This window comes from Actinacidiphila sp. bgisy145, from assembly GCF_057708125.1.
Window position 1 is genome coordinate 12,526 of record NZ_JBYIRL010000043.1, and the last position, 18,822, is coordinate 31,347.

Consider the following 18,822-nt stretch of genomic DNA (forward strand, 5'->3'; position numbering starts at 1 on the left):
GCGGTCACCCCTCCCGCGCCGGGCGGTGCACGACGAACGGCTGGAGGTTGCCGTACAGCCCCCAGGGGCCGCCGGCCACCCCGACGCCGCTGTCCTTGGTGCCGGCGAACGGCTGGGCCAGGGACAGTTCGGCGTGGTGGTTGATCCAGGCGGTGCCGCACTCCAGCCGCTCGGCGACCTGCTCGGCGCGGTCGGTGTCGGTGCCCCACACCGAGCCGCCGAGGCCGTACCCGGTGGCGTTGGCGGCCTCGACCGCCTCGTCCAGGTCGCGGTAGGCCAGCACCGGCAGCACCGGGCCGAACTGCTCCCCGGTCACCACCGGGCTGTCCGGCGGCACGTCGGCCAGCACCGTTGGGGCGTGGAACCAGCCCGGCCGGTCCAAGGGCCGCCCGCCGGCCGCCGCCCTGGCGCCATCGGCGAGCGCCCGGGCGGTGACCTGGTGGACGTGCGCCAGTTGCGCGGCGTTGTTCAGCGGTCCCAGCCGCACCGCGGGGTCGAGCCCGCTGCCGACGACGGCGGTACGGGCCCGCTCGGCGAGCGCGTCGACCACGCGGGGGTAGAGACGGGCGGGGGCGTAGACGCGTTTGACGGCCATGCAGACCTGGCCGCAGTTGCGGAAGGCGGCCCAGAACAGCCGGTCGGCGATCGCGTCGACGTCCGCGTCGTCCAGCACGATCGCGGCGTCGTTGCCGCCGAGTTCCAGGGTGACCCGGGCCAGTGATCCGGCCGCGCCCGCGGCCACCTCCCGGCCGGTGGCGACCGAGCCGGTGAACGTGACGTGGCGGATGCCCTGGTGGGCGGCGAGCCGCGCGCCGAGCGGCTCGCGTCCGGTGACGACGGTGAGCACGTCCGGCGGCAGCACGCCGTCGAGCACGCTCGCCAGCAGCCGGGTCGAAAGCGGCGTGTACGGGGAGGGTTTGAGGATGACGGTGTTGCCCGCGGCGAGCGCGGGCGCGAGTTTCGCCGCGGCCAGCTGGATCGGGAAGTTCCACGGGACGATCGCGGCGACCGGCCCGAGCGGGCGCCACCGGAGCTGGCTGCGCACCGGGCGCCCGTCGCTGATCGGCTGCGGCTTTGGGGCGAGTTCGGCGAAGTAGCGCAGCCGCGCCACGGTGCGGGTGACCTCCGCGTACGCCTCCGCGAGCGGCTTGCCCTGCTCGCGGGTGAGCAGCGGGGCGAGGTCGGCGGCGGCGCCCTGCACGGCGTCGGCCGCGGCGCGCAGGGCCTGCGCGCGGGCGGCGGCGTCGGCCCGCCATCCGGGCCAGGCCGCCCTGGCCCGGGCCACGATCCGGTCCAGTTCCGCCGGGTGCTGGTCGGGCGCGTGGTCGAACACCTCTCCGGTCGCGGGGTCGTGGACGGCGAGGGTGCGGGGCCGCCGGGCGCGGGCCGCGAAGGGGTGTCCGTCTCCCGGCCCGGCACCGGTACGGGCACCGGCCGCCGCAGCGGCCGCCGGTTCGGATGCGGCGCAGGAGCAGGGTCCGGACCCGGATGCGGAGCCGGCGGGGGCGCCGGGCCCGGGCTCACCACCGGTCCCCGCCCCGGGACCGCCTTGGACCGTCGCCCCACCATGGGCGCCGGTTGCGCGGAAGGCTTCGGCTGCGGGCTCGGGGTGGACCTCGGGACCGGATTCGGCGCGAGCCGCGGGCGCCGCCCGGGTCCCCGCCACGGGATCGGGTGCCGGCTCGGGGCCGGGACCGGTTGCGCGGAAGGCTTCGGCTGCGGGCTCGGGGTGGACCTCGGGACCGGATTCGGCGCGAGCCGCGGGCGCCGCCCCGGTCCCCGCCCCGGGCTCGGGGCCGGGAGCGGGTGCGGCGGGGAGCAGGGTCGCCTCGTCGGGCGGGTGCGTCGCCATGGGCGCGGTCAGCTCGCCGCGGCGGCGGTGGTGGCGTGCTCGCGGGCGTGCCGGTTCATCTCGGCGCGGAAGGAGGCCACCAGGCGGGGCTGAATCCTTCCCGTGTTGCGGTCGCCGCCCTCGCACACGGCTCCGCGCACACCGACGATGTCGGTGCCGATGCGGGTGAGGGCGCCGAGGTCGCCGGCCTTGACGCTGCCGGCGAGGGCGGCGAGCAGTCCGGCGTCGTGGGAGCGGCGGACGAACTCGGCGCAGGCTTCGTGCGGCAGGTGGTCGAACAGGCCGCGGCCGTCCTTGATCGCGGTGTCGAGCATGGCCGCGTCGCAGCCGGCGCGCCGGGCGACGTCGGGCAGCGCGAGCGGGTTGACGCAGCCGATCCGGTGGGCGTCGGCGTATCCGGAGGCGACCACGAGCGCGTCGGGGCGGTACTCCTTGACCGCGCGGACCACGCCGCTCATCACGTCGACGGCCTGCTCGGGCGTGGTGCAGCCGAAGAGGCCGACCTTGATGTAGGAGGCGCCGGAGACGACCGCGCCGAGTGCGGCCTGTGCGACGGTGCCGGGCTTGTAGGGCACGTCGCCCACGGTCGCGGAGACCGGCTTGTCGGCAGGCACGGCCTCGCGGATCTCCCGGATCACCCACGGGTAGTTCGCGCCGAGCGATCCCTCGTCGGGCTTCTTCACGTCGACGATGTCGAGGTGTTCGGCGGCCCTGGCGCAGTCGAGGGCCTCCTCGACGCTGTCCGGGGAGATGAGCAGCAGCAACGCGGACTCCTTGGCTCGCAGCGGTCATCCGCCGCGCAGTTGTCCGGCGCGGCCTGCTCATCATCACCGCGCCCCGGCCCGCTCCGGCAGAGCGCTCGGCACCTGTACGGGTCACTGCCCCGGCGGGCCCGCGCCCCCCGAACGCGCCGCCCACGCCGCCGGTCCGCGACCCGCCGCGCCGCGCCCGGGGCTGGTCAGGGCGGGTGGGCGGGCCGATGTTTCAGCCTCAGCCGAGTTCGGCGGTCGCGGCCCGCAGGTCCTCCAGTGCGGCGAGCGCGTAGGGCGCGAGTTCGGCCGCGTCGTCCTCGCGGCCGGTCTCCGACCAGCGGGCGTAGCCGCGCTTGAAGGCGAGGATGCCGACCTCGGCGGCGAGTTGGGCGGTGGTGTCGGGTATGCCGCGCCCGCGCAGCGCGGTGGCCATGGCGGCGGCCAGGCCGACGCTCTTGAGGGCGTCGCGCTCCTGGAGCTCGGTGCTGGCCGCGACGGCGGCCTTGATCCGGGGGCCGAGGTCGCGGTTGGCCGGTCCCATGGCGTCCGAGGCGCGGGCCAGGCCCGCGGCCACCGCCTGGAGCGGGGTGGCGTCGGCGGGGGCGTCGGTGATGCCGTCGGCCAGCAGCCGGCTGAGGGTCTCCTGCCCGGCGACCAGCAGTTCGCGCTTGTCGGCGAAGTGCCGGAAGAAGGTGCTCTTGGTGACGCCGGCGCGCTCGGCGATCTGCGCCACCGTCGTCGCGTCGTAGCCCTGCTCGCTGAACAGGTCCACGGCCGCGACGACGAGTCGCTGGGTCGCACCTGGTTGCCATCTAGCCATGACACCAGGATAAGGCGATGGGACTGTTGTCCCATCACGGTGTATCGTCGATGACGGGACAACGGTCCCATCACTTTGAGGGAGAGTTCATGCACGTCTTCGTCACCGGCGGCACCGGCACCATCGGCTCCGCCGTCGTCGCCGAACTGCTCGACCACGGGCACAGCGTCCTCGCGCTGGCCCGCTCCGACGCCTCCGCGCGCACCCTCCAGGACGCCGGCGCCTCGGTGCTGCGCGGGGAGCTGGCGGACCTCGACACCCTGCGCTCGGGCGCCGCGCAGTCGGAGGGGGTGGTGAGCCTGGCCTTCGGGCGCGACTACGCCAGCCCCGAGGCGCTCACCCGCGGTATCGCCGAGGAGAGCGCCGCGGTGGCCGCGCTCGGGCAGGAGCTCCTCGGCAGCGACCGCCCGATCGTGGTGGTCTCGGGCACGCCGCTGGCCGCGGGGCGCCCCGCCACCGAGGCCGACCCGCTGCCGACCGACGGGCCGGTGGGCGGCCGCAGCCGCACCGTGAACGCGCTGCTCGGCCTGGCCGAAAGCGGCCTGCGCAGCTCGGCGGTCCGCATGCCGCGCACGGTCCACAACAACGGCGCGGGCGGGTTCGCCGGGCTGCTGGTCCAGGCCGCCCGCCGCAGCGGCGTGGCCGGCTACCCCGGCGACGGCACCCAGCGCTGGCCGGCGGTGCACGCGCGCGACGCCGCCGCCCTGTTCCGGCTCGCCCTGGAGTCGGCGCCGCCCGGCACCGCCTGGCACGCGGTCGACGACGAGGGCGACGCCGTGCGGGACATCGCGGAGGTCATCGGCCGGCGCCTGGGGCTGCCGGTCCAGCCGGTGCCGCAGGAGACCTTCGGCCCGTTCGGCCCGATCTTCGCCGCCGACCAGCCGGCCTCCAGCGCCCACACCCGCCAGGCCCTGGGCTGGGAGCCGAAGCACCCGAACCTGCTGGCCGACCTGGAGAACATCCAGCCCTGAGCTCCGCCCGCGCCCGCCCGGCCCGGTAGGCACCCCGGGCCGGGCGCCGCGCGCTACCCCTCGCCGCCGCGTGCGGCCAGGTACTCCGTCAGGCCCGCGCCGGTGAGCGGGTAGTAGTCCGACAGCCGCCCGCCCTCGTCGAGCCGGCGGCGGGCGAAGACCTCGCGGTCCTGGTGCGCGAGCGCGTCCTCCCCCAGCGGCACCGCGTTCGGCTGCGGCACCGCGACCGCCCCGTCCTCGTCGGCGACGATCACGTCCCCCGGGGTGACCAGCACCCCGCCCACGCCGACCGGCACATTGAACGCCGACGGGAACAGCTCCGTCTGCGAGGCGTAGTGCGGGGTCACCCCGGTGCACCACACGGGCACGCCCAGCGCGCGGATACGGGCCGCGTCGCGCACCCGCCCGTCCACCACGATCCCCGCGCCGCCGCGCAGCTTGAAGTAGCGCACCAGCATGTCGCCGAGGCAGCCGGTGAAGTGGCTGCCGTAGGCGGACACGACCAGCACGTCGCCGGGCTGGATCGACTCCAGCACCCCCCACAGCGCGGTCTTGCGCTCGATGTCCTCCTGCTCAGCGCCGGAGAAGACGTCCTCGCGCTGCGGCAGGAACTGCAAGGTGACCGCGCCCCCGACGACCGTGACGTCCGGCTCGCGGTGCAGCGGCACCGGGCCGTCGATGAAGGTCCGCGTGATGCCGCTCTGGTGGAGCTTCGCGCAGGCGGTCGCGGCGCTCACCCCCTTCAGCGCCGTGAGCATCCGCTCGGTCGGCCGGACGTAGCTCGCGGTGTGCACCGGCGCCCGCATCGAGCCGTACGTCCGCATGTCCCCTGCTTCCGGCGCTCCCTGATCCCCTGTCGGGTTCATCCCGCCACGCCTTTCCGCGCACAGCTCTGCACGCAACCCTCAGTGACATTATCGCCTATCGATGGTAGATAACAGCCGACCGACAAGAGCTGTCAACCACGGCAGGAGACTTCAGTGCCCACGCCATCCATCGAGTGGTTCCGGGCCGCGCGCTTCGGACTCTTCGTCCATTTCGGGCTGTACAGCATGGCCGCCCGGCACGAGTGGGTGCGCAGCCGGGAGGCCATGTCCCAGCAGGCGTACGACCGCTACCTGGAGCACTTCGACCCGGACCTGTTCGACGCGGGCGAACTGGCGCGGGCCGCCCGCGAGGCCGGGATGCGGTACGCGGTGCTGACCACCAAGCACCACGACGGCTTCTGCCTGTTCGACTCCGCGCTCACGGACTACACCTCCGCGCGGGCGGTCGGCCGGGACCTGGTGGCCGAGTTCGCCGACGCGATGCGGGCCGAGGGGCTGCGGGTGGGCCTGTACCACTCGCTCCTCGACTGGCACCACGGCGACTTCCCCGTCGACCGGCACCACCCGCTGCGCGGCACGCCCGCCGAGCGCGAGCCCCGCGACCTGGCCCGCTACCGCACCTACCTGCACGGCCAGGTGCGGGAGCTGCTGACCGGCTACGGCCCGATCGACCTGCTTTTCTTCGACTTCAGCTACCCCGGCATGGGGCCGGCCCAGTGGGGAGCCGAGGAACTGCTCGCCACCGTACGGGAGTTGCAGCCGGGCATCGTGGTCAACGACCGGCTCGGCACCGGCGGCGACTACGTGACCCCCGAGCAGTACCAGCCGGACGCGCCGCTGGAGCGCGACGGCGTGCCGGTGATGTGGGAGGCGTGCCACACCCTCAACGGGTCCTGGGGGTACGACCGGGACAACCACGACTACAAGGACCCGGCGCTGCTGGTGCGGATGCTGGTGCAGTCGGTGGCGTGCGGCGGCAACATGCTGCTCAACGTCGGCCCGACCGGCCGCGGCGCCCTGGACCCGCGGGCGCGGCGCACCCTGCGGGAGATCGCCGACTGGATGCGGCCGCACGCCCGGGCCGTGCACGGCGCGGGCCCGAGCGCGTACGAACCCCCGCCGGGCGCGCTGTACACCCGGGCCGGCGACCGCCTCTACCTGCACCTGCCGGTGTGGCCGCTCAAGCACGTCCATCTGCGCGGGCTGGCCGGGCGGGTGCGCTACGCGCAGTTCCTGCACGACGGCTCGGAGGTCCGCTTCCAGCAGCTGGACGGCGCCCAGCACGAGCACAACAACCTCGCCCCGCCCGGCCGCAGCGCCGACACGCTCACGCTGACCGTCCCGGTCACCCGTCCTGACGTGCTGCTTCCGGTGATCGAGCTGGTCATGACGGAGGAGTCGTGACCGCGGCGGAACGGCCGGGCGTCCTGCGGGCAAGCGCTTGCCGCACGACTCTTGAACATGCGCGGCACCGCACCTAGCATCAGTAATCGATAGACGATAATCCTCGGGAGTGAGGGTTCCTGCGGCCCCATCCGGGCCGTCGGGCCACCGCCTCCCGCGGGCGCGGCCTGGACCTGACCCCGGCGCCGCGCCCCGGGCAGCGGAACGTCATCCGGGTCCCGTATCCGGGTCTTCCGCCGTTTGTCGACCCGCCGACCTCGTGTGCCCGCGATCTCGGCCGTTCGTGATCCATGACTACGCAACGGAGCGTGTCCCGAAATGAGAAAGATCTGGCGCCGCACCTGCGCTCTCGCCGCGGCCCCTCTGGTAATGGCATCGGCCGCGGCCTGCGGCGGCAGCGGTTCCGGGAGTTCCGCCGACGGCACGACGCTGCGCGTCATCGTCAACATCACCCCCAACCTCACCGAGCAGTACTGGAACACGCTCTTCGACCGGTACGAGAAGGCGCACCCGGGTACGAAGGTGAAGCTGGAGCTGACCGGCACCATCTCCGCGAACGCCAAGCTCACCCAGGACCTGGCCGCGGGCGACCCACCGGACATCGCCCAGCAGATCACCCCGACCGCCGACGACGCGGACCTGTACACCGACCTCAGCGACCAGCCCTGGACCGCCAAGACCCCGCTCGCCGACCAGTACGCGATCGGCGGCAAGCGCTATGTGGTGGGCGTCGGCGAGCAGATCCAGTCGCTGGTCTTCTACAACAAGGCCGCTTTCACCAAGGCAGGCGTGGACGCCTCCGCCATCAAGACGATGGCGCAGTTCACCGCCGCCATGGGCCGGTTGAAGGCCGCCGGCTACACCCCGCTCCAGACCGCCGGGCAGTGGGTGACCGGCGCGCAGTTCTCGATGATGGCCGACGCCGGGGTGATGACCGCCGACCCCAACTGGACCGTCGAGCGCAAGGACAAGAAGGTCAGCTTCGCCGACAGCGGCTACACCGCCTACTTCCAGGACTACAAGAACTGGATCGACGCCGGGTACCTCAACAAGAGCGCGCTCGGACTGACGTACGCGGACGGCCAGACGGCGTTCCTGAACGGCAAGTCGGCGATGTACATCATGGGTTCGTACTTCGTGCCGGCCGCGGACCAGGCGAAGAAGAGCGACGGGATCGGCGTGTTCACGATGCCGACCGACGGCGCCTACCCCTCCGGCCAGTTCGGCAACATCTCCGACCCGTACGTGGTGGTCAACCGCTCCAAGCACAAGGCGGCGGCGATCGACTTCGTCAAGTGGCTGGTCACCGACCCGGCCGCGGTCAAGAGCCAGCTGGCGGCCGACGGCAACCTGCGGCAGGGCTTCACGTACCCGATGTCGAGCCTGGGCACGGCGGTCCAGCAGATCCTGGACGAGGCGCCGTCGGTGATCGTGAAGTCCGGTGAGCGCCAGCCGCTCAGCGGCTACAGCGACCAGCTCAACACGACGGTCCAGTCGCTGTTCTCGGGCAAGTCCGCGAAGAGCGCGGCGTCCGGATTGGACAAGTGGTGGAACTCGCAGAGCTGACCCGGCGGGGGCAGCGCTCCGGCGCGCCCCCCGCCCCCGACGCGCCGGCCCCGAAGGGACCGGCGACCAGCCGGCAGGCCGCCCGGCTGAAGGCGGCGGCGGTCTCGCTGGCCATGATCGGCCCGGCGGTGGTGCTGTACACGGTGCTCACCGTCGTGCCGGTCGGCGTGGCGGTCTATCTGAGCCTGACGAACTGGAACGGCTTCTCCTCGGCCGACTTCATCGGCCTGGACAACTACCGGCACCTGTTCGACGACCCCAACTCCACCCAGTCCTGGTACGTCACGGCGCTGATCGCCGCGGTCGGCACCGTCTTCGAGGTGGGGCTCGGCCTGGCCTACGCGCTGATCCTCAAGGGCCGCTCGCGCGGCAACTCCTTCTTCCGCGCGGTGGCGTACTTCCCGCACGTGATCAGCGCGCTGATCCTGGGCTACCTGTGGGCGGCGATCCTCGGCACCAACGGCGCCATCAACAACACGCTGGCGAAGTTCGGGTTCGGCCCGGTCGGGTTCCTCTTCGACGAGCACATGGCGCTGATGTCGCTGATCGGCGTCATCGTGTGGGCCGGCTTCGGCTTCAACGTGGTGCTGTTCGTGGCGGCGCTCCAGACGGTGCCCGCCGAGCTGCTGGAGGCCGCCGCGATCGACGGCGCGAACCGGCGGCAGACGAACCTGCGGGTGGTGGTGCCGATGATCGCGCCGGTGGTCACCATCGCCACCGTGCTGAACCTGGTGGGGCTGATCCGCGCCTACGACATCGTGGTCAGCCTGACCGGGGGCGGCCCGGCCGGCTCCACCCAGACGTTCTCGTATCTCATTTTGGCCCGCTCCTTCGAGGGCACCAAGGTCGGTTACGCGACTGCTCAGGCGGTGTTCCTGATGGTCGTCTCCGCCGTGCTGGCCCTCGTGGTGACGGCACTGCGCAACCGCCAAGACCAAGCAGCGACAGGTTAGGAGGCGGCGATGGCCGTGCTGGAGGCGGCGACCGAGGAAAGGCGCAAGGGCCGGCGGGGCGGGGGCGGCACGCTGTCCCTGGCGGAGCGGCGGGAGGCGCGCTCCCCGCTGCGGTGGGTGCTGCTGGGCCTGCTGTTCGTGGTGATGGTGGTGCCGCTGTACCTGCTGGTGGTCAACAGCTTCAAGTCGCAGGACGACATCCTGAACAACCCGTTCTCGCTGGTACCGGGCCGGCTGACGCTGTCCCACCTGTCGGCGGCGGTGCACAGCCCGCAGTACAACGTCATCGGCGGCTACGGCTTCACGCTGTTCCTGGTCGTGGCGGTGGACGTGCTGTGCATCGCGCTGGCCGGGCCGGCGGCGTACGCGATCGCCCGCAGCCTGAAGCGGCGCACCCAACTGGTGCTGCTGTACTTCCTGGCGGGCACCTTCATCCCGGGGGCGGCGGTGATCATCCCGGTGATCTACGTGCTGCGCGACCTCGGGCTCGCCAACACCGTCACCGGGCTGGTCGCCCACGACGTGGCGTCCACGCTGCCGGTGAGCATCTTCCTGTTCGTCGGGTTCATCCGCACCATCCCCGTCGACATCGACCACGCGGCGACCATCGACGGCGCGGGCCGCTACCGCACGTTCTGGACGATCATCTTCCCGCTGATGCGCCCGGCGGTGGTGACCGTGCTGATCCTCAACTCCATCGGGATCTGGAACGACTTCATCAGTCCGCAGATCCTGCTCAGCCCGTCGTCGGGCCACTACACGGTGACGACGGCCATCTACGCGGGGATCAGCCAGTACTCGACCGACCTCACGAAGGTCTTCCCGAACCTGCTGCTCGCCGTGGCCCCCGTGGTCATCTTCTTCCTCTACATGCAGCGCCACATCATCAGCGGTCTCACGGTCGGCGCGGTCAAGGGATGACGCCGCCCGTCCGGTTCCCATCGGTCCCGTCAGGAGTAAGGACAATGGAGTGCTGAACATCCTGTACAGATCACGTATATCGGGCACGAGGGCCCGCCGGGGCCTGCTGTCCGCCGCGGCCGGCGCCATCGCGGTGCTGTCGATGGCCGCGGCGGCCTCCCCGGCCGCCGCCCAAGGCCACCGGCACGCGGCCGCCACCGGCCAGACCTACTACGTCGCGCCGTCGGGCAGCGACACCGCCGACGGGCTGGCCGCCGCCACCGCGTTCCAGCACATCCAGAAGTGCGCGGACGTGATGGTCGCCGGCGACACCTGCCTGATCGAGTCGGGCACCTACCGCGAGACGGTCACCCCGGCGCACTCGGGCAGCTCGGGCCTGCCGATCACCTACCGCGCGGCCCCCGGCGCCGACGTGACGATCAGCGGGGCCTCCGCGCTGAGCGGCTGGAGCCAGGTGACGGGCGCGGATGTCACCGCCATCGCCCAGAGCGACCCCTACGCGCAGGACTCGCTGTTCAGCGACGCGGTCGCCGCGGGCCATGTGTGGAGCACCGACGTGGACCTGGGCAGCGACCCGACCACGGTGCAGGTCTTCACCGACCAGGCGATGGACATCGAGGCGCAGTGGCCCTACCCGGGCCTGGACCTGCTGAACCCGGCCATCGAGCACGCCGGCGCCGGCAGCGCGGACGCCACCATCGACGACGCCGCGCTGACCCGGCCGGCCGGCTACTGGAACGGCGGCCGGGCGCTGACCGGCTACTGGTACGTCTCGGCGACCTCCACGGTGGCCGCCTCGGACACCGGCTCGGTGACGCTGTCCGCGGCGCCGCCGTGCGTGCACAAGGTGGTGCCGACCGACACCCGCTACGCGCTGTCCGGGAAGATCGGCGAACTGGCCAACCCCGGCGAGTGGTTCTACGACCCGGCCGCGCACCGGCTGTACCTGTACAGCACCGACAGCCCCGCGCAGCACACGGTGGAGGCGAAGGCCCGGCAGCGCGCCTTCGACCTGACGAACGCGTCCTACACCTCGGTGGTGGGCCTGAACCTGTTCGCGTCCACCATCACCACGGGCTCGACCAGCACCCACGACACGCTGGACACGCTCACCGGCACCTACCTGTCGCACTACACCGACATCACGCAGGGCGCCACGGACTGCGGGTCCAGCGTGGACCGCGGGGTCGGTGACACCGGGATCGTGCTCAACGGCACGTACAACACCATCGTGAACAGCGACCTGTCGCTGAGCGCCGGCAACGGCATCGCGCTGGCCGGGCAGAACAACACCGCGACCGACAACATCATCCACGACGTGGACTACATGGGCACCTACGCGGCGGGCATCGCCGTGATGGGCAACTCCCAGACGGTGCTGAACAACACCATCTACCGGGTCGGCCGCAGCGGCATCAACCTCCAGTGGGGCACCACCAGCGGGCTGACCGCCGGCAAGGACCGGATCGCGTACAACGACATCTCGCAGTACGCCCGGCTGAGCCTGGACACCGCGGGCATCTACACCTGCTGCGGCGCGGACATGATGGGCACCTCGGTGGACCACAACCTGCTGCACGACGGCACCCCGACCCCGGGCGTCACCCCGTTCGCGGTCGCGGGCGTCTACGCCGACAACGGGCAGAGCGACCTGGTGATCGCCGACAACGTCGGCTGGAACAACCTCCAGGGCACGGTGATGCTCAACGGCCTGGGCTCCGGGTCGTACAACAACGGCGTGTACAACAACACCGGCGGCATGACGATGATGTACGTCAAGGGCACGGACCAGTCGACCGGGACGAAGATCTACAACAACATCGGCCCGATCACCGGCTCCGACGGCGCCACGGACGGCGGGCTGGTGATGTCGAACAACCTCGACACCGCCACGACCGACCCGCTCTTCGTGGACGCGGCCGACCACGACTACGAACTGACGGCCGCCTCGCCGGCCCGCAACGCGGCGATCCCGCTGGCGGGCGTCAACGACGGCTCGACCGACGCCGTCCCGAGCCTGGGCGCCTACCAGTACGGGGCGGCCAAGTGGACGGCGGGCGCGCGCCGTTAGCAGGTCGCGCGGCTGAACCGACCGTGCCCGGGCCGCACTTCCGGCCCGGGCACGGTCGTGCTGCGGGCTGCGGCTGCGGCTGCGGCTGCGGCTGCGGCTGCGGGCATGCGTCGGCCCCGGGGCGCGCGTGCTCCCCGGGGCCGAACGTGCTGCTCAGGCGCGGGACTTGGCCGCGGACCTGCCGGACTTGGCGCCCGCGGGCTTGGCGGGCTGCTTGGCCGCGCGGGCGTCGGGGACCGGGCCGCGCCCGGCGGCGTGGTCGGCGAACGCCTCGGCGGCCGCCTCCGCGTCGCCGGCGCGCAGCAGGCCCACCAGCCGCCCGTGCTCGTCGGCCATCGCGTGCCAGTCGCCCTCGAAGAGCGGGTCGGCGATGGCCCGCAGGGTGCGCAGGCTGGGCTCGATGACCTCCCACATGCGGGCCAGGAACGGGTTTCCGGCGCTCTGGCTGATCAGCGTGTGGAACTCGATGTCGGCGTCGCGGAAGCGGCTGACGTCATTGGTGGCGACAGCGGCGTGCATCTGCTCGACCAGGGCGTCGAGCGCGGCGAGCTGCTCGGGTGTGACGTGCTGCGTGGCGAGCCGCGCGGCGAGCCGCTCCAGCGGTTCGCGGACCTGGCGGGCGTACTCCGCGTCCTGCGAGGAGATCTCGACGACGAAGTGGCCGCGGCGCGGCACGTGCATCAGCAGGCCCTCCCGGGCCAGCTGCTTGACCGCCTCGCGCACCGGCGCCTGGCTGACCCCGAGTCTGCGGGCGATCTCGGACTCGACCACCCGGTCGTTCGGCCCGAGTTCGCCGTCGACGATGGACTGGCGGAGCAGCCCGTAGACCTGGTCGGAGATCAGGGTCTTGCGGAACCGGTCCTTGTTGGTGGCCAGCGTGGAGACGAACTCAGCCGACGGGTTCGATGCCATGATTCCCAATCCTGCTTCGTGGGGGCGGGTCCGTCCAGGGTACGCGTTTTCATCGTCTATCGATGGAAAACCGCCCACTGCCGCGTAACCGCTGTGACACCCCGGAGCGATCGGCCCTCGCCGCACCATGCGCGCGGTGGAAGGGCGCCGGGGTGTTCATCTATCGCCTATCGATCAGTCAAATCGAATCAGGGGCGCCGGACACTGTCAACCGCCCAGCCCGTACACGCGTACGGCGGTGCCGTGCAGCACCTCGCGCCGCTCCCGGGCGGGCAGGTGGGCCAGCCCGGCGCGGGCGGCGGCCAGCGACTCCTGCCGGGTGCCGCGCGGCAGGCAGATCGGCCAGTCCGAGCCGGCCAGGCAGCGCGCCGGGCCGACGGCGTCGACGACCTGCCGGACCAGGCGGGAGACGCGGTCGGCGGGCACGCCGTGCTGCTGGGTGAGCAGGCCGGAGATCTTGACGTGCACGCCCGGGTGCGCGGCGGCGTACGCCAGGTCCTCGTACCACGGCCCCGGGTCGGCGTCGAGGTGCGGCGGGTTGCCGAGGTGGTCGACGACCACGGCGAGCCCGGGGTGGCGCGCGGCCGCCTCGGCGGCGGTGCGCAGCGCCCGCTCGCCCAGGTTGAGTTCGAGCACGACGCCGGCCTCGGCGAGCACCGGGAGGAGGGCGCGGGCCTGCGGCGGGGTGTCCGCCCAGCTCCGGCCGCCCATCCGCATGCCGCCCGGGCCGCTCGCGCCCCACTCCCCCAGCAGGGCGCGGAAGCGCTCGGGGCCGGCGCCGCCGTGCACATGGAGGTTGCCGACGTAGCCGGCGACCAGGTCCGGGCGGGCGGTGCGCAGGGCGCGCAGGGCGTCGGTCTCCCCCGCGTCGCCGCGGGACGCCTCGACCAGCACGGTGCCCCGCACACCGGTGCCGACGGCGGAGGCGGCCAGGTCGTCGGCGGTGAAGGGCCGGTGGTGCGGGGAGTCCGGCCGTATCCAGGGGAAGCCGCGGCGCGGGTCCCACAGGTGGGCGTGGCTGTCGATCATGGTGTGCTCCCTGGTCAGGCGGGTGGGCGGCGCTGCCGGCGGCCGACGGTGGCAGCCCCCGAGGCGGTCTTCGCGGTGCCGCGGCGGCTCTTGACACGGCAGCCCCCGCAATGAAGTCTAGAAATCGGCTATCGATGAACGATTATGGGAGGTCGGGTGTACCCGATGCTCGGGGTTGAAGCAATCGACGGCGGGCCGGCCGCGCGGGCGGCGGGCCGATGACCGTACCCGGCGCCGCGCGCCAACCGGAGCTGACCGCCACCCGCCGCGTCACCGAGGTCCCCCGGTGGGCCGCGCTGGAGCGGGAGCTGTTCGCCGTGCAGGACAAGGCGTGGCGGGTCTTCGCCGACCGCTACACCGAGGGCGACGGCCGCCTGGTCTTCCGCGACTCGCTCGGCGAGGGCCTGGACGACCGGGACGGCGTGGACGACTTCTACGAGCCGTTCTTCAACTGGCCGACGCTGTACCTGCTCGGCGGCAGCACCGACCTGCTGGCCGCCGCACGGCGGCACTGGCGCGGGGTGACCGCGCAGCTCACCGAGATGGGCCTGGTCACCGGAGGCCTGGAGCGCGGCTACGACTGGTTCCACCAGGGCGAGGGCATGCTGCTCTTCTACGGCCTGTGCCTGGCCGACCCCGGTGACGCCGAACTGCGCGAGCTGGCCTGCCGCTTCGCCGACGTCTACCTGCCCGGCGGCCCCAACTACGACCCGGTGCACCGGGTGATCGGGGCGCCGCACAACGGCGCGGGCGGCCCGCGCCCGGGCTTCAGCGACCACGACGTGTACTTCCCGTGGAGCCTGGCGCTGCGCCCGTACGGCCTGCCGCTGGACTGGGGCACGGGGGTGTCCTCCTTCGACGAGCTGGCCGCGGACCCCGCGCGGGCCCGCGCCTACGGGCGGGTGATGTGGGACCGGATGGGCCGCGGCGACACCCTGGTCAACCTCGCCTCCACCACGCTGGCCACCAACGCCTGGCTGCTGGGCGGCGGGCGGCGGTACGCCGACTGGGTCGCGGAGTACGCCGGAGCCTGGCGGGAGCGGCTGGCCGGGCGCGAGGTGCTCCCGGACAACGCCGGGCTCGACGGCGAGGTCGGCGCGTACCTGGAGGGCCGCTGGTACGGCGGTCACTACGGCTGGTCGTGGCCGCACGGGCTGTCGTCGGTCGCCTCGGCCGCGATCGTCGGCGCGGTCAACGCGGTGGCGGTGACCGGCGACGACTCCTACCTGGAGCTGGCCCGCAACCCGCTGGACGCGGTGCTGCGCCACGCCGAGCAGCGCACCGCCGACCAGATGGGCACCCTGGGCAAGCGGTGGCAGCCGCACCTGGCCACGATCCCGGGCGAGCGGACCTTGATGGTCCCGCAGCGGCACAACGACTCGGGCTGGTTCGACTTCACCGTGATGCCCACCCAACTCCCGCTGGCGCTGTGGCACTTCAGCCGCGACCCGGCGGACGCGGCGCGGATCGAGCAGCTGCGGGCGGGCGCGCGCTGGGACTGGGCGGAGGTGCACGTCCAGCGCACCAAGGACGAGTGCGGCCATGAGGAGCCCTGGCACGAGTTCCTCGGCGGGCGCAACGCGGACTTCCCCGAGCGGATGCTCGCCGGCGCGCTCCAGGTGTGCGCGCAGCGGCTGGCGCAGATCGAGGGCGACAGCGTGGACCCGGCGGTCGGACCGGACGCGCTGGGCATCCACCACTGGCAGAACCTCAACCCGGTGGTCACCGAGGCGCTGCTGCAACTGACCACCGGCTCCCCGCAGGTGCTCTACAACGGCGGCCTCGCGCAGCTGCACGTGCGCTACCACGACGCGGAGGAGCAGCGGCCCGGGCTGCCTCGGGACGTCGCGGCGCTGGTGCGCGACATCCGCCCGGAGCACACCGTGGTGGAGCTGGTCAACACCGGTACGGCGCCGCGCACGCTGCTGGTGCAGGCGGGCTCGTTCGCCGAGCACGTGCTGCACTCGGTGCGCGCCGACGACGGCGACACGCTGCCGGTGCGGGGCCGCTACGTCAAGGTGGCGCTGCCCGGCGGCAGCCAGGTGCGGCTGACGCTGGCGATGACGCTGCGCGGCGCGGAGCCGGCCCGTACCTCCCCCTGGCAGGAGGCCCGGTGAGCGCCGCGGCCGCCCCGCGCGGCGCCGGTACCTCGCTGCCGTTCGCGCTGCCCCCGCTCGGCCTGGGCACCGCCCCGCTGGGCGGGCTGTTCGAGGAGGTCACCGAGCAGGACGCGGCCGACACGCTCCGGGCCGCCGCTCAGGCGGGCATCGGCTACTTCGACACCGCACCGCGCTACGGGCACGGCCAGGCCGAGGACCGGCTCGGCCGGCTGCTGGCCCCGGCCGGGGTCGCCGACCCGGTGATCTCCACCAAGACCGGCTGGCTGCTGCGCCCGCGGGCCGACGGCTCGGGCACCGACGTGGTCGCCGACTGGTCCGAGCGCGGCATCCGCGCCTCGCTGGAATCCAGCCTGGAGCGGTTGGGCCGTTCCTTCGTCGACATCCTCTACCTGCACGACCCGGACGACTACGCCGAGCAGGTCCGCGCGGAAGCGTACGCGGCCGTGCGCCGCCTGCGCGACGAGGGCCTGGTCAGGGCGATCGGGTTCGGCATGAACCACTGCGCGCCGCTGGCGGAGTACGTCGCCGGCTACGAGGTGGACGTGGTGCTGATCGCGGGCCGGTTCTCGCTGCTCGACCACGACGCGATGGACACGCTGCTGCCGCTGTGCGCGCAGCGGGGCACCGCCGTGGTGGTCGGCGGGGTCTTCAACACCGGGCTGCTCGCCGACCCCTCGGACGGCGCGATGTTCAACTACCGGCCGGTGCCGGCGCGGGAGCTGGTTCGCGCCCGGCGCTGCCAGGAGATCTGCGCGGACTTCGGGGTGCCGCTGCCCGCGGCGGCCGTGCAGTTCCCCTACCTGCACCCGGCGGTGACCTCGGTCGTCGTCGGCTGCCGCTCGGCCGCGGAGGTCGCCGCGAACGCCGGGGCGGCGCGGCTGCCGATCCCCGCCGAGCTGTGGGAGCGCCTGGCCGACGAGGGCTTCGTACCTCGGCAACTGCTGCCGTAGGCGCGGCCCGCAGGGCCCTCGCCGCCGCGGCGGCGAGGACCGCTCACAGCGCGATCAGGCCCGCGGCCGTGGGGGTGAAGCCGCAGGACCCGAGGTAGAACGGCGCCAACCGCTCCTCGAAGTCCACGTGCAGCCACCCGCACCCCGCCCCGCGCGCCCGCCGGACCGCCTCCTCGACCAGCCCCGCCCCGACCCCCGTCCGCTGCCGGCCCGGCGCCACGACCGTGTCGAGCACGAACGCGTGCTCCCCGCCGTCCCAGACCACGTTCACGAACCCCACCAGCTCCCCCGCCTCCCGCGCGCACACCCACCCCAGGCTGTGCCCGCACACCCGCCCCCACCAGTCCGTCGCCCCTGCCTCGTGCCCGAAACCGGCCGCGTGCAGCGCCTCGACCTCGCCGTTGCCGAACTGCCCGCGCCACTCGTATGCGATCCCCATCCCGTGAGCCTAAGCCGTGTGACACACAACGTCGTCCAGCCCAAGAGGCGGGGCGATGGGGCCTGTGCTCCACCATGGCCTCCGGCACGGGAGGTGCCCCCGATCGCAAGGCGGAGGGTGGGGGTCCCTCCCAGGCGAAGCCCCGGGGGGAACAGAGCGCAGCGGGCCGCGCCGACGACCGGCAACGCTGGGGCCCCTCCCGCCGAAGGCAAGGGGAGAGCGCGTGTGCCAGGCCCCGCCGGATGGGGGCACCCCCATGCCCCCTGGCCATGGGGGCGGGATCGGTCGGACACGGTCCAGGGGCAGGCGGTCAGGCGGGGTCGGGGCGCAGGTGGGTGGCGGCTTCGCGCAGGGCGGCCAGCACCGGGCGGATCAGGGGGTGGTCCTCGGCGCCGCGGCGTACGGCGGCGAAGACGCGCCGGGTGGCGGGGCTGCCGGCGACCGGGCGGACCTGGACCTCGGGCAGGTGGACGCCGCGCAGCGCGGAGCGCGGCACCAGGGCGACCCCGGCGCCGACGCCGACCAGGGCGGCCACCGCCCGGAAGTCGTCGGAGGAGTGCGCCACGCGCGGCTGGAAGCCGGCCAGTTCGCAGGCGAGGGTGACCACGTCGTGGCAGGGGTTGCCCGGGTAGGGGCTGACCCAGTTCTCGTCGGCGAGGTCCTCCACCCGGACCCGTTCGCAGCCGCCGAGGCGGTGGCCGCGCGGCAGCACCGCGTCGAAGGGCTCCGCGTACAGCGCGACCCGGGACAGCCGCCGGTCGTCGTCGCGGGGCGCGCCGCGGTACTCCACGGCGACCGCCGCGTCTGCGTGGCCGTCCAGCACCATCGCCAGGCTCTCGTCGCCCTCCGCGTCGCGCACCCGGACCCGTATGCCCGGCGACGAGCCGGCCAGCGCGGCCATCGCCCCGGCGAGCACGGTGGCGATGCCGGTGGCGAAGGACGCCACGGTGACGGTGCCGGCCGCGCCGCCGGCGTAGGCGGCGAGTTCGGCCTCGGCCCGCTCCAGCTGGGCCAGGACGGTGCTGCTGTGCGTGACGAGGATCTCCCCCGCCGCGGTCAGCCGGACCCCGCGCCCGTCGCGCACCAGCAGTTGGTGGCCGACCTCGGCCTCCAGCGCCGCGAGCTGCTGGGAGACCGCCGAGGGCGTCAGGTACAGCGCGGCGGCCGCGGCGGTCACCGTACGGTGGTCCGCCACGGCCCGCAGGGTACGCAGTCGGCGCGTGTCGATCACCTGG

General features: G+C 73.5%; 15 protein-coding genes and 1 pseudogene. 8 read left to right on the top strand and 8 right to left on the bottom strand.

All coding sequences use genetic code 11. From position 1 onward, the window contains the following. Positions 1–4: 4 nt before the first annotated feature. The 3 genes from AC3ERT_RS30205 to AC3ERT_RS30215 form a co-directional block, all read right to left on the bottom strand. Positions 5–1,333: an aldehyde dehydrogenase family protein gene (locus AC3ERT_RS30205; RefSeq protein ID WP_435177979.1), complete on the bottom strand. Its 1,329-nt coding sequence runs from the start codon at positions 1,331–1,333 to the stop codon at positions 5–7. Positions 1,334–1,860: 527 nt separating this feature from the next. Next, entirely contained in the window at positions 1,861–2,616 is a 756-nt protein-coding gene (locus AC3ERT_RS30210; protein WP_335972260.1) for a (5-formylfuran-3-yl)methyl phosphate synthase, read from the bottom strand. Positions 2,617–2,842: 226 nt separating this feature from the next. Beyond that, positions 2,843–3,424 (bottom strand): TetR/AcrR family transcriptional regulator, encoded by a 582-nt coding sequence (locus AC3ERT_RS30215; RefSeq protein ID WP_435130607.1) that lies wholly within the window; start codon positions 3,422–3,424, stop codon positions 2,843–2,845. An 89-nt stretch (positions 3,425–3,513) separates the two neighbouring features. On the opposite strand from AC3ERT_RS30215, the gene AC3ERT_RS30220 reads away from it, so the two are divergent. Continuing rightward, a complete protein-coding gene (locus AC3ERT_RS30220; RefSeq protein WP_435177981.1) occupies positions 3,514–4,395 on the top strand; it encodes an SDR family oxidoreductase in 882 nt (293 codons plus the stop codon). Positions 4,396–4,448: 53 nt separating this feature from the next. Here the strand turns inward: AC3ERT_RS30220 and AC3ERT_RS30225 are convergent, their stop codons facing one another. Continuing rightward, positions 4,449–5,219: an RraA family protein gene (locus AC3ERT_RS30225; RefSeq protein ID WP_335972263.1), complete on the bottom strand. Its 771-nt coding sequence runs from the start codon at positions 5,217–5,219 to the stop codon at positions 4,449–4,451. Between the two features lie 138 nt (positions 5,220–5,357). On the opposite strand from AC3ERT_RS30225, the pseudogene AC3ERT_RS30230 reads away from it, so the two are divergent. From AC3ERT_RS30230 to AC3ERT_RS30250, 5 genes and pseudogenes are all read left to right on the top strand, one after another. Beyond that, positions 5,358–6,626: pseudogene (locus AC3ERT_RS30230) on the top strand (alpha-L-fucosidase); the annotation flags it as partial. Positions 6,627–6,995: 369 nt separating this feature from the next. Beyond that, on the top strand, positions 6,996–8,192 hold the full coding sequence (locus AC3ERT_RS30235) for an ABC transporter substrate-binding protein (RefSeq protein WP_435177983.1): 1,197 nt from the start codon (positions 6,996–6,998) through the stop codon (positions 8,190–8,192). Then, positions 8,171–9,145: a carbohydrate ABC transporter permease gene (locus tag AC3ERT_RS30240; RefSeq protein ID WP_335972265.1), complete on the top strand. Its 975-nt coding sequence runs from the start codon at positions 8,171–8,173 to the stop codon at positions 9,143–9,145. The genes AC3ERT_RS30235 and AC3ERT_RS30240 overlap by 22 nt, the downstream gene beginning before the upstream one ends. A 9-nt stretch (positions 9,146–9,154) precedes the next feature. Beyond that, positions 9,155–10,066, top strand: a complete 912-nt coding sequence (locus tag AC3ERT_RS30245; protein ID WP_335972266.1) for a carbohydrate ABC transporter permease — start codon at positions 9,155–9,157, stop codon at positions 10,064–10,066. Between the two features lie 49 nt (positions 10,067–10,115). Then, on the top strand, positions 10,116–12,137 hold the full coding sequence (locus AC3ERT_RS30250; protein ID WP_435177985.1) for a right-handed parallel beta-helix repeat-containing protein: 2,022 nt from the start codon (positions 10,116–10,118) through the stop codon (positions 12,135–12,137). Between the two features lie 153 nt (positions 12,138–12,290). On the opposite strand, the gene AC3ERT_RS30255 is transcribed toward AC3ERT_RS30250, so the two are convergent. After that, complete coding sequence (locus tag AC3ERT_RS30255) at positions 12,291–13,049, bottom strand: GntR family transcriptional regulator (RefSeq protein ID WP_335972268.1); 759 nt, start codon at positions 13,047–13,049, stop codon at positions 12,291–12,293. A 207-nt stretch (positions 13,050–13,256) separates the two neighbouring features. Beyond that, a complete protein-coding gene (locus tag AC3ERT_RS30260; RefSeq protein ID WP_435177987.1) occupies positions 13,257–14,078 on the bottom strand; it encodes an amidohydrolase family protein in 822 nt (273 codons plus the stop codon). A gap of 218 nt (positions 14,079–14,296) precedes the next feature. Between AC3ERT_RS30260 and AC3ERT_RS30265 the strand changes: the two genes are divergently transcribed. Beyond that, entirely contained in the window at positions 14,297–16,195 is a 1,899-nt protein-coding gene (locus tag AC3ERT_RS30265) for a DUF8034 domain-containing protein (protein WP_435177989.1), read from the top strand. Then, on the top strand, positions 16,192–17,148 hold the full coding sequence (locus AC3ERT_RS30270) for an aldo/keto reductase (RefSeq protein ID WP_435177991.1): 957 nt from the start codon (positions 16,192–16,194) through the stop codon (positions 17,146–17,148). Before AC3ERT_RS30265 ends, AC3ERT_RS30270 begins: the two co-directional genes overlap by 4 nt. Positions 17,149–17,191: 43 nt before the next feature. On the opposite strand, the gene AC3ERT_RS30275 is transcribed toward AC3ERT_RS30270, so the two are convergent. Continuing rightward, positions 17,192–17,587 (bottom strand): GNAT family N-acetyltransferase, encoded by a 396-nt coding sequence (locus AC3ERT_RS30275; protein ID WP_335972272.1) that lies wholly within the window; start codon positions 17,585–17,587, stop codon positions 17,192–17,194. Between the two features lie 310 nt (positions 17,588–17,897). After that, positions 17,898–18,818, bottom strand: coding sequence for a LysR family transcriptional regulator (locus AC3ERT_RS30280; protein ID WP_435177993.1), 921 nt, complete (start codon positions 18,816–18,818; stop codon positions 17,898–17,900). Positions 18,819–18,822: the final 4 nt, after the last annotated feature.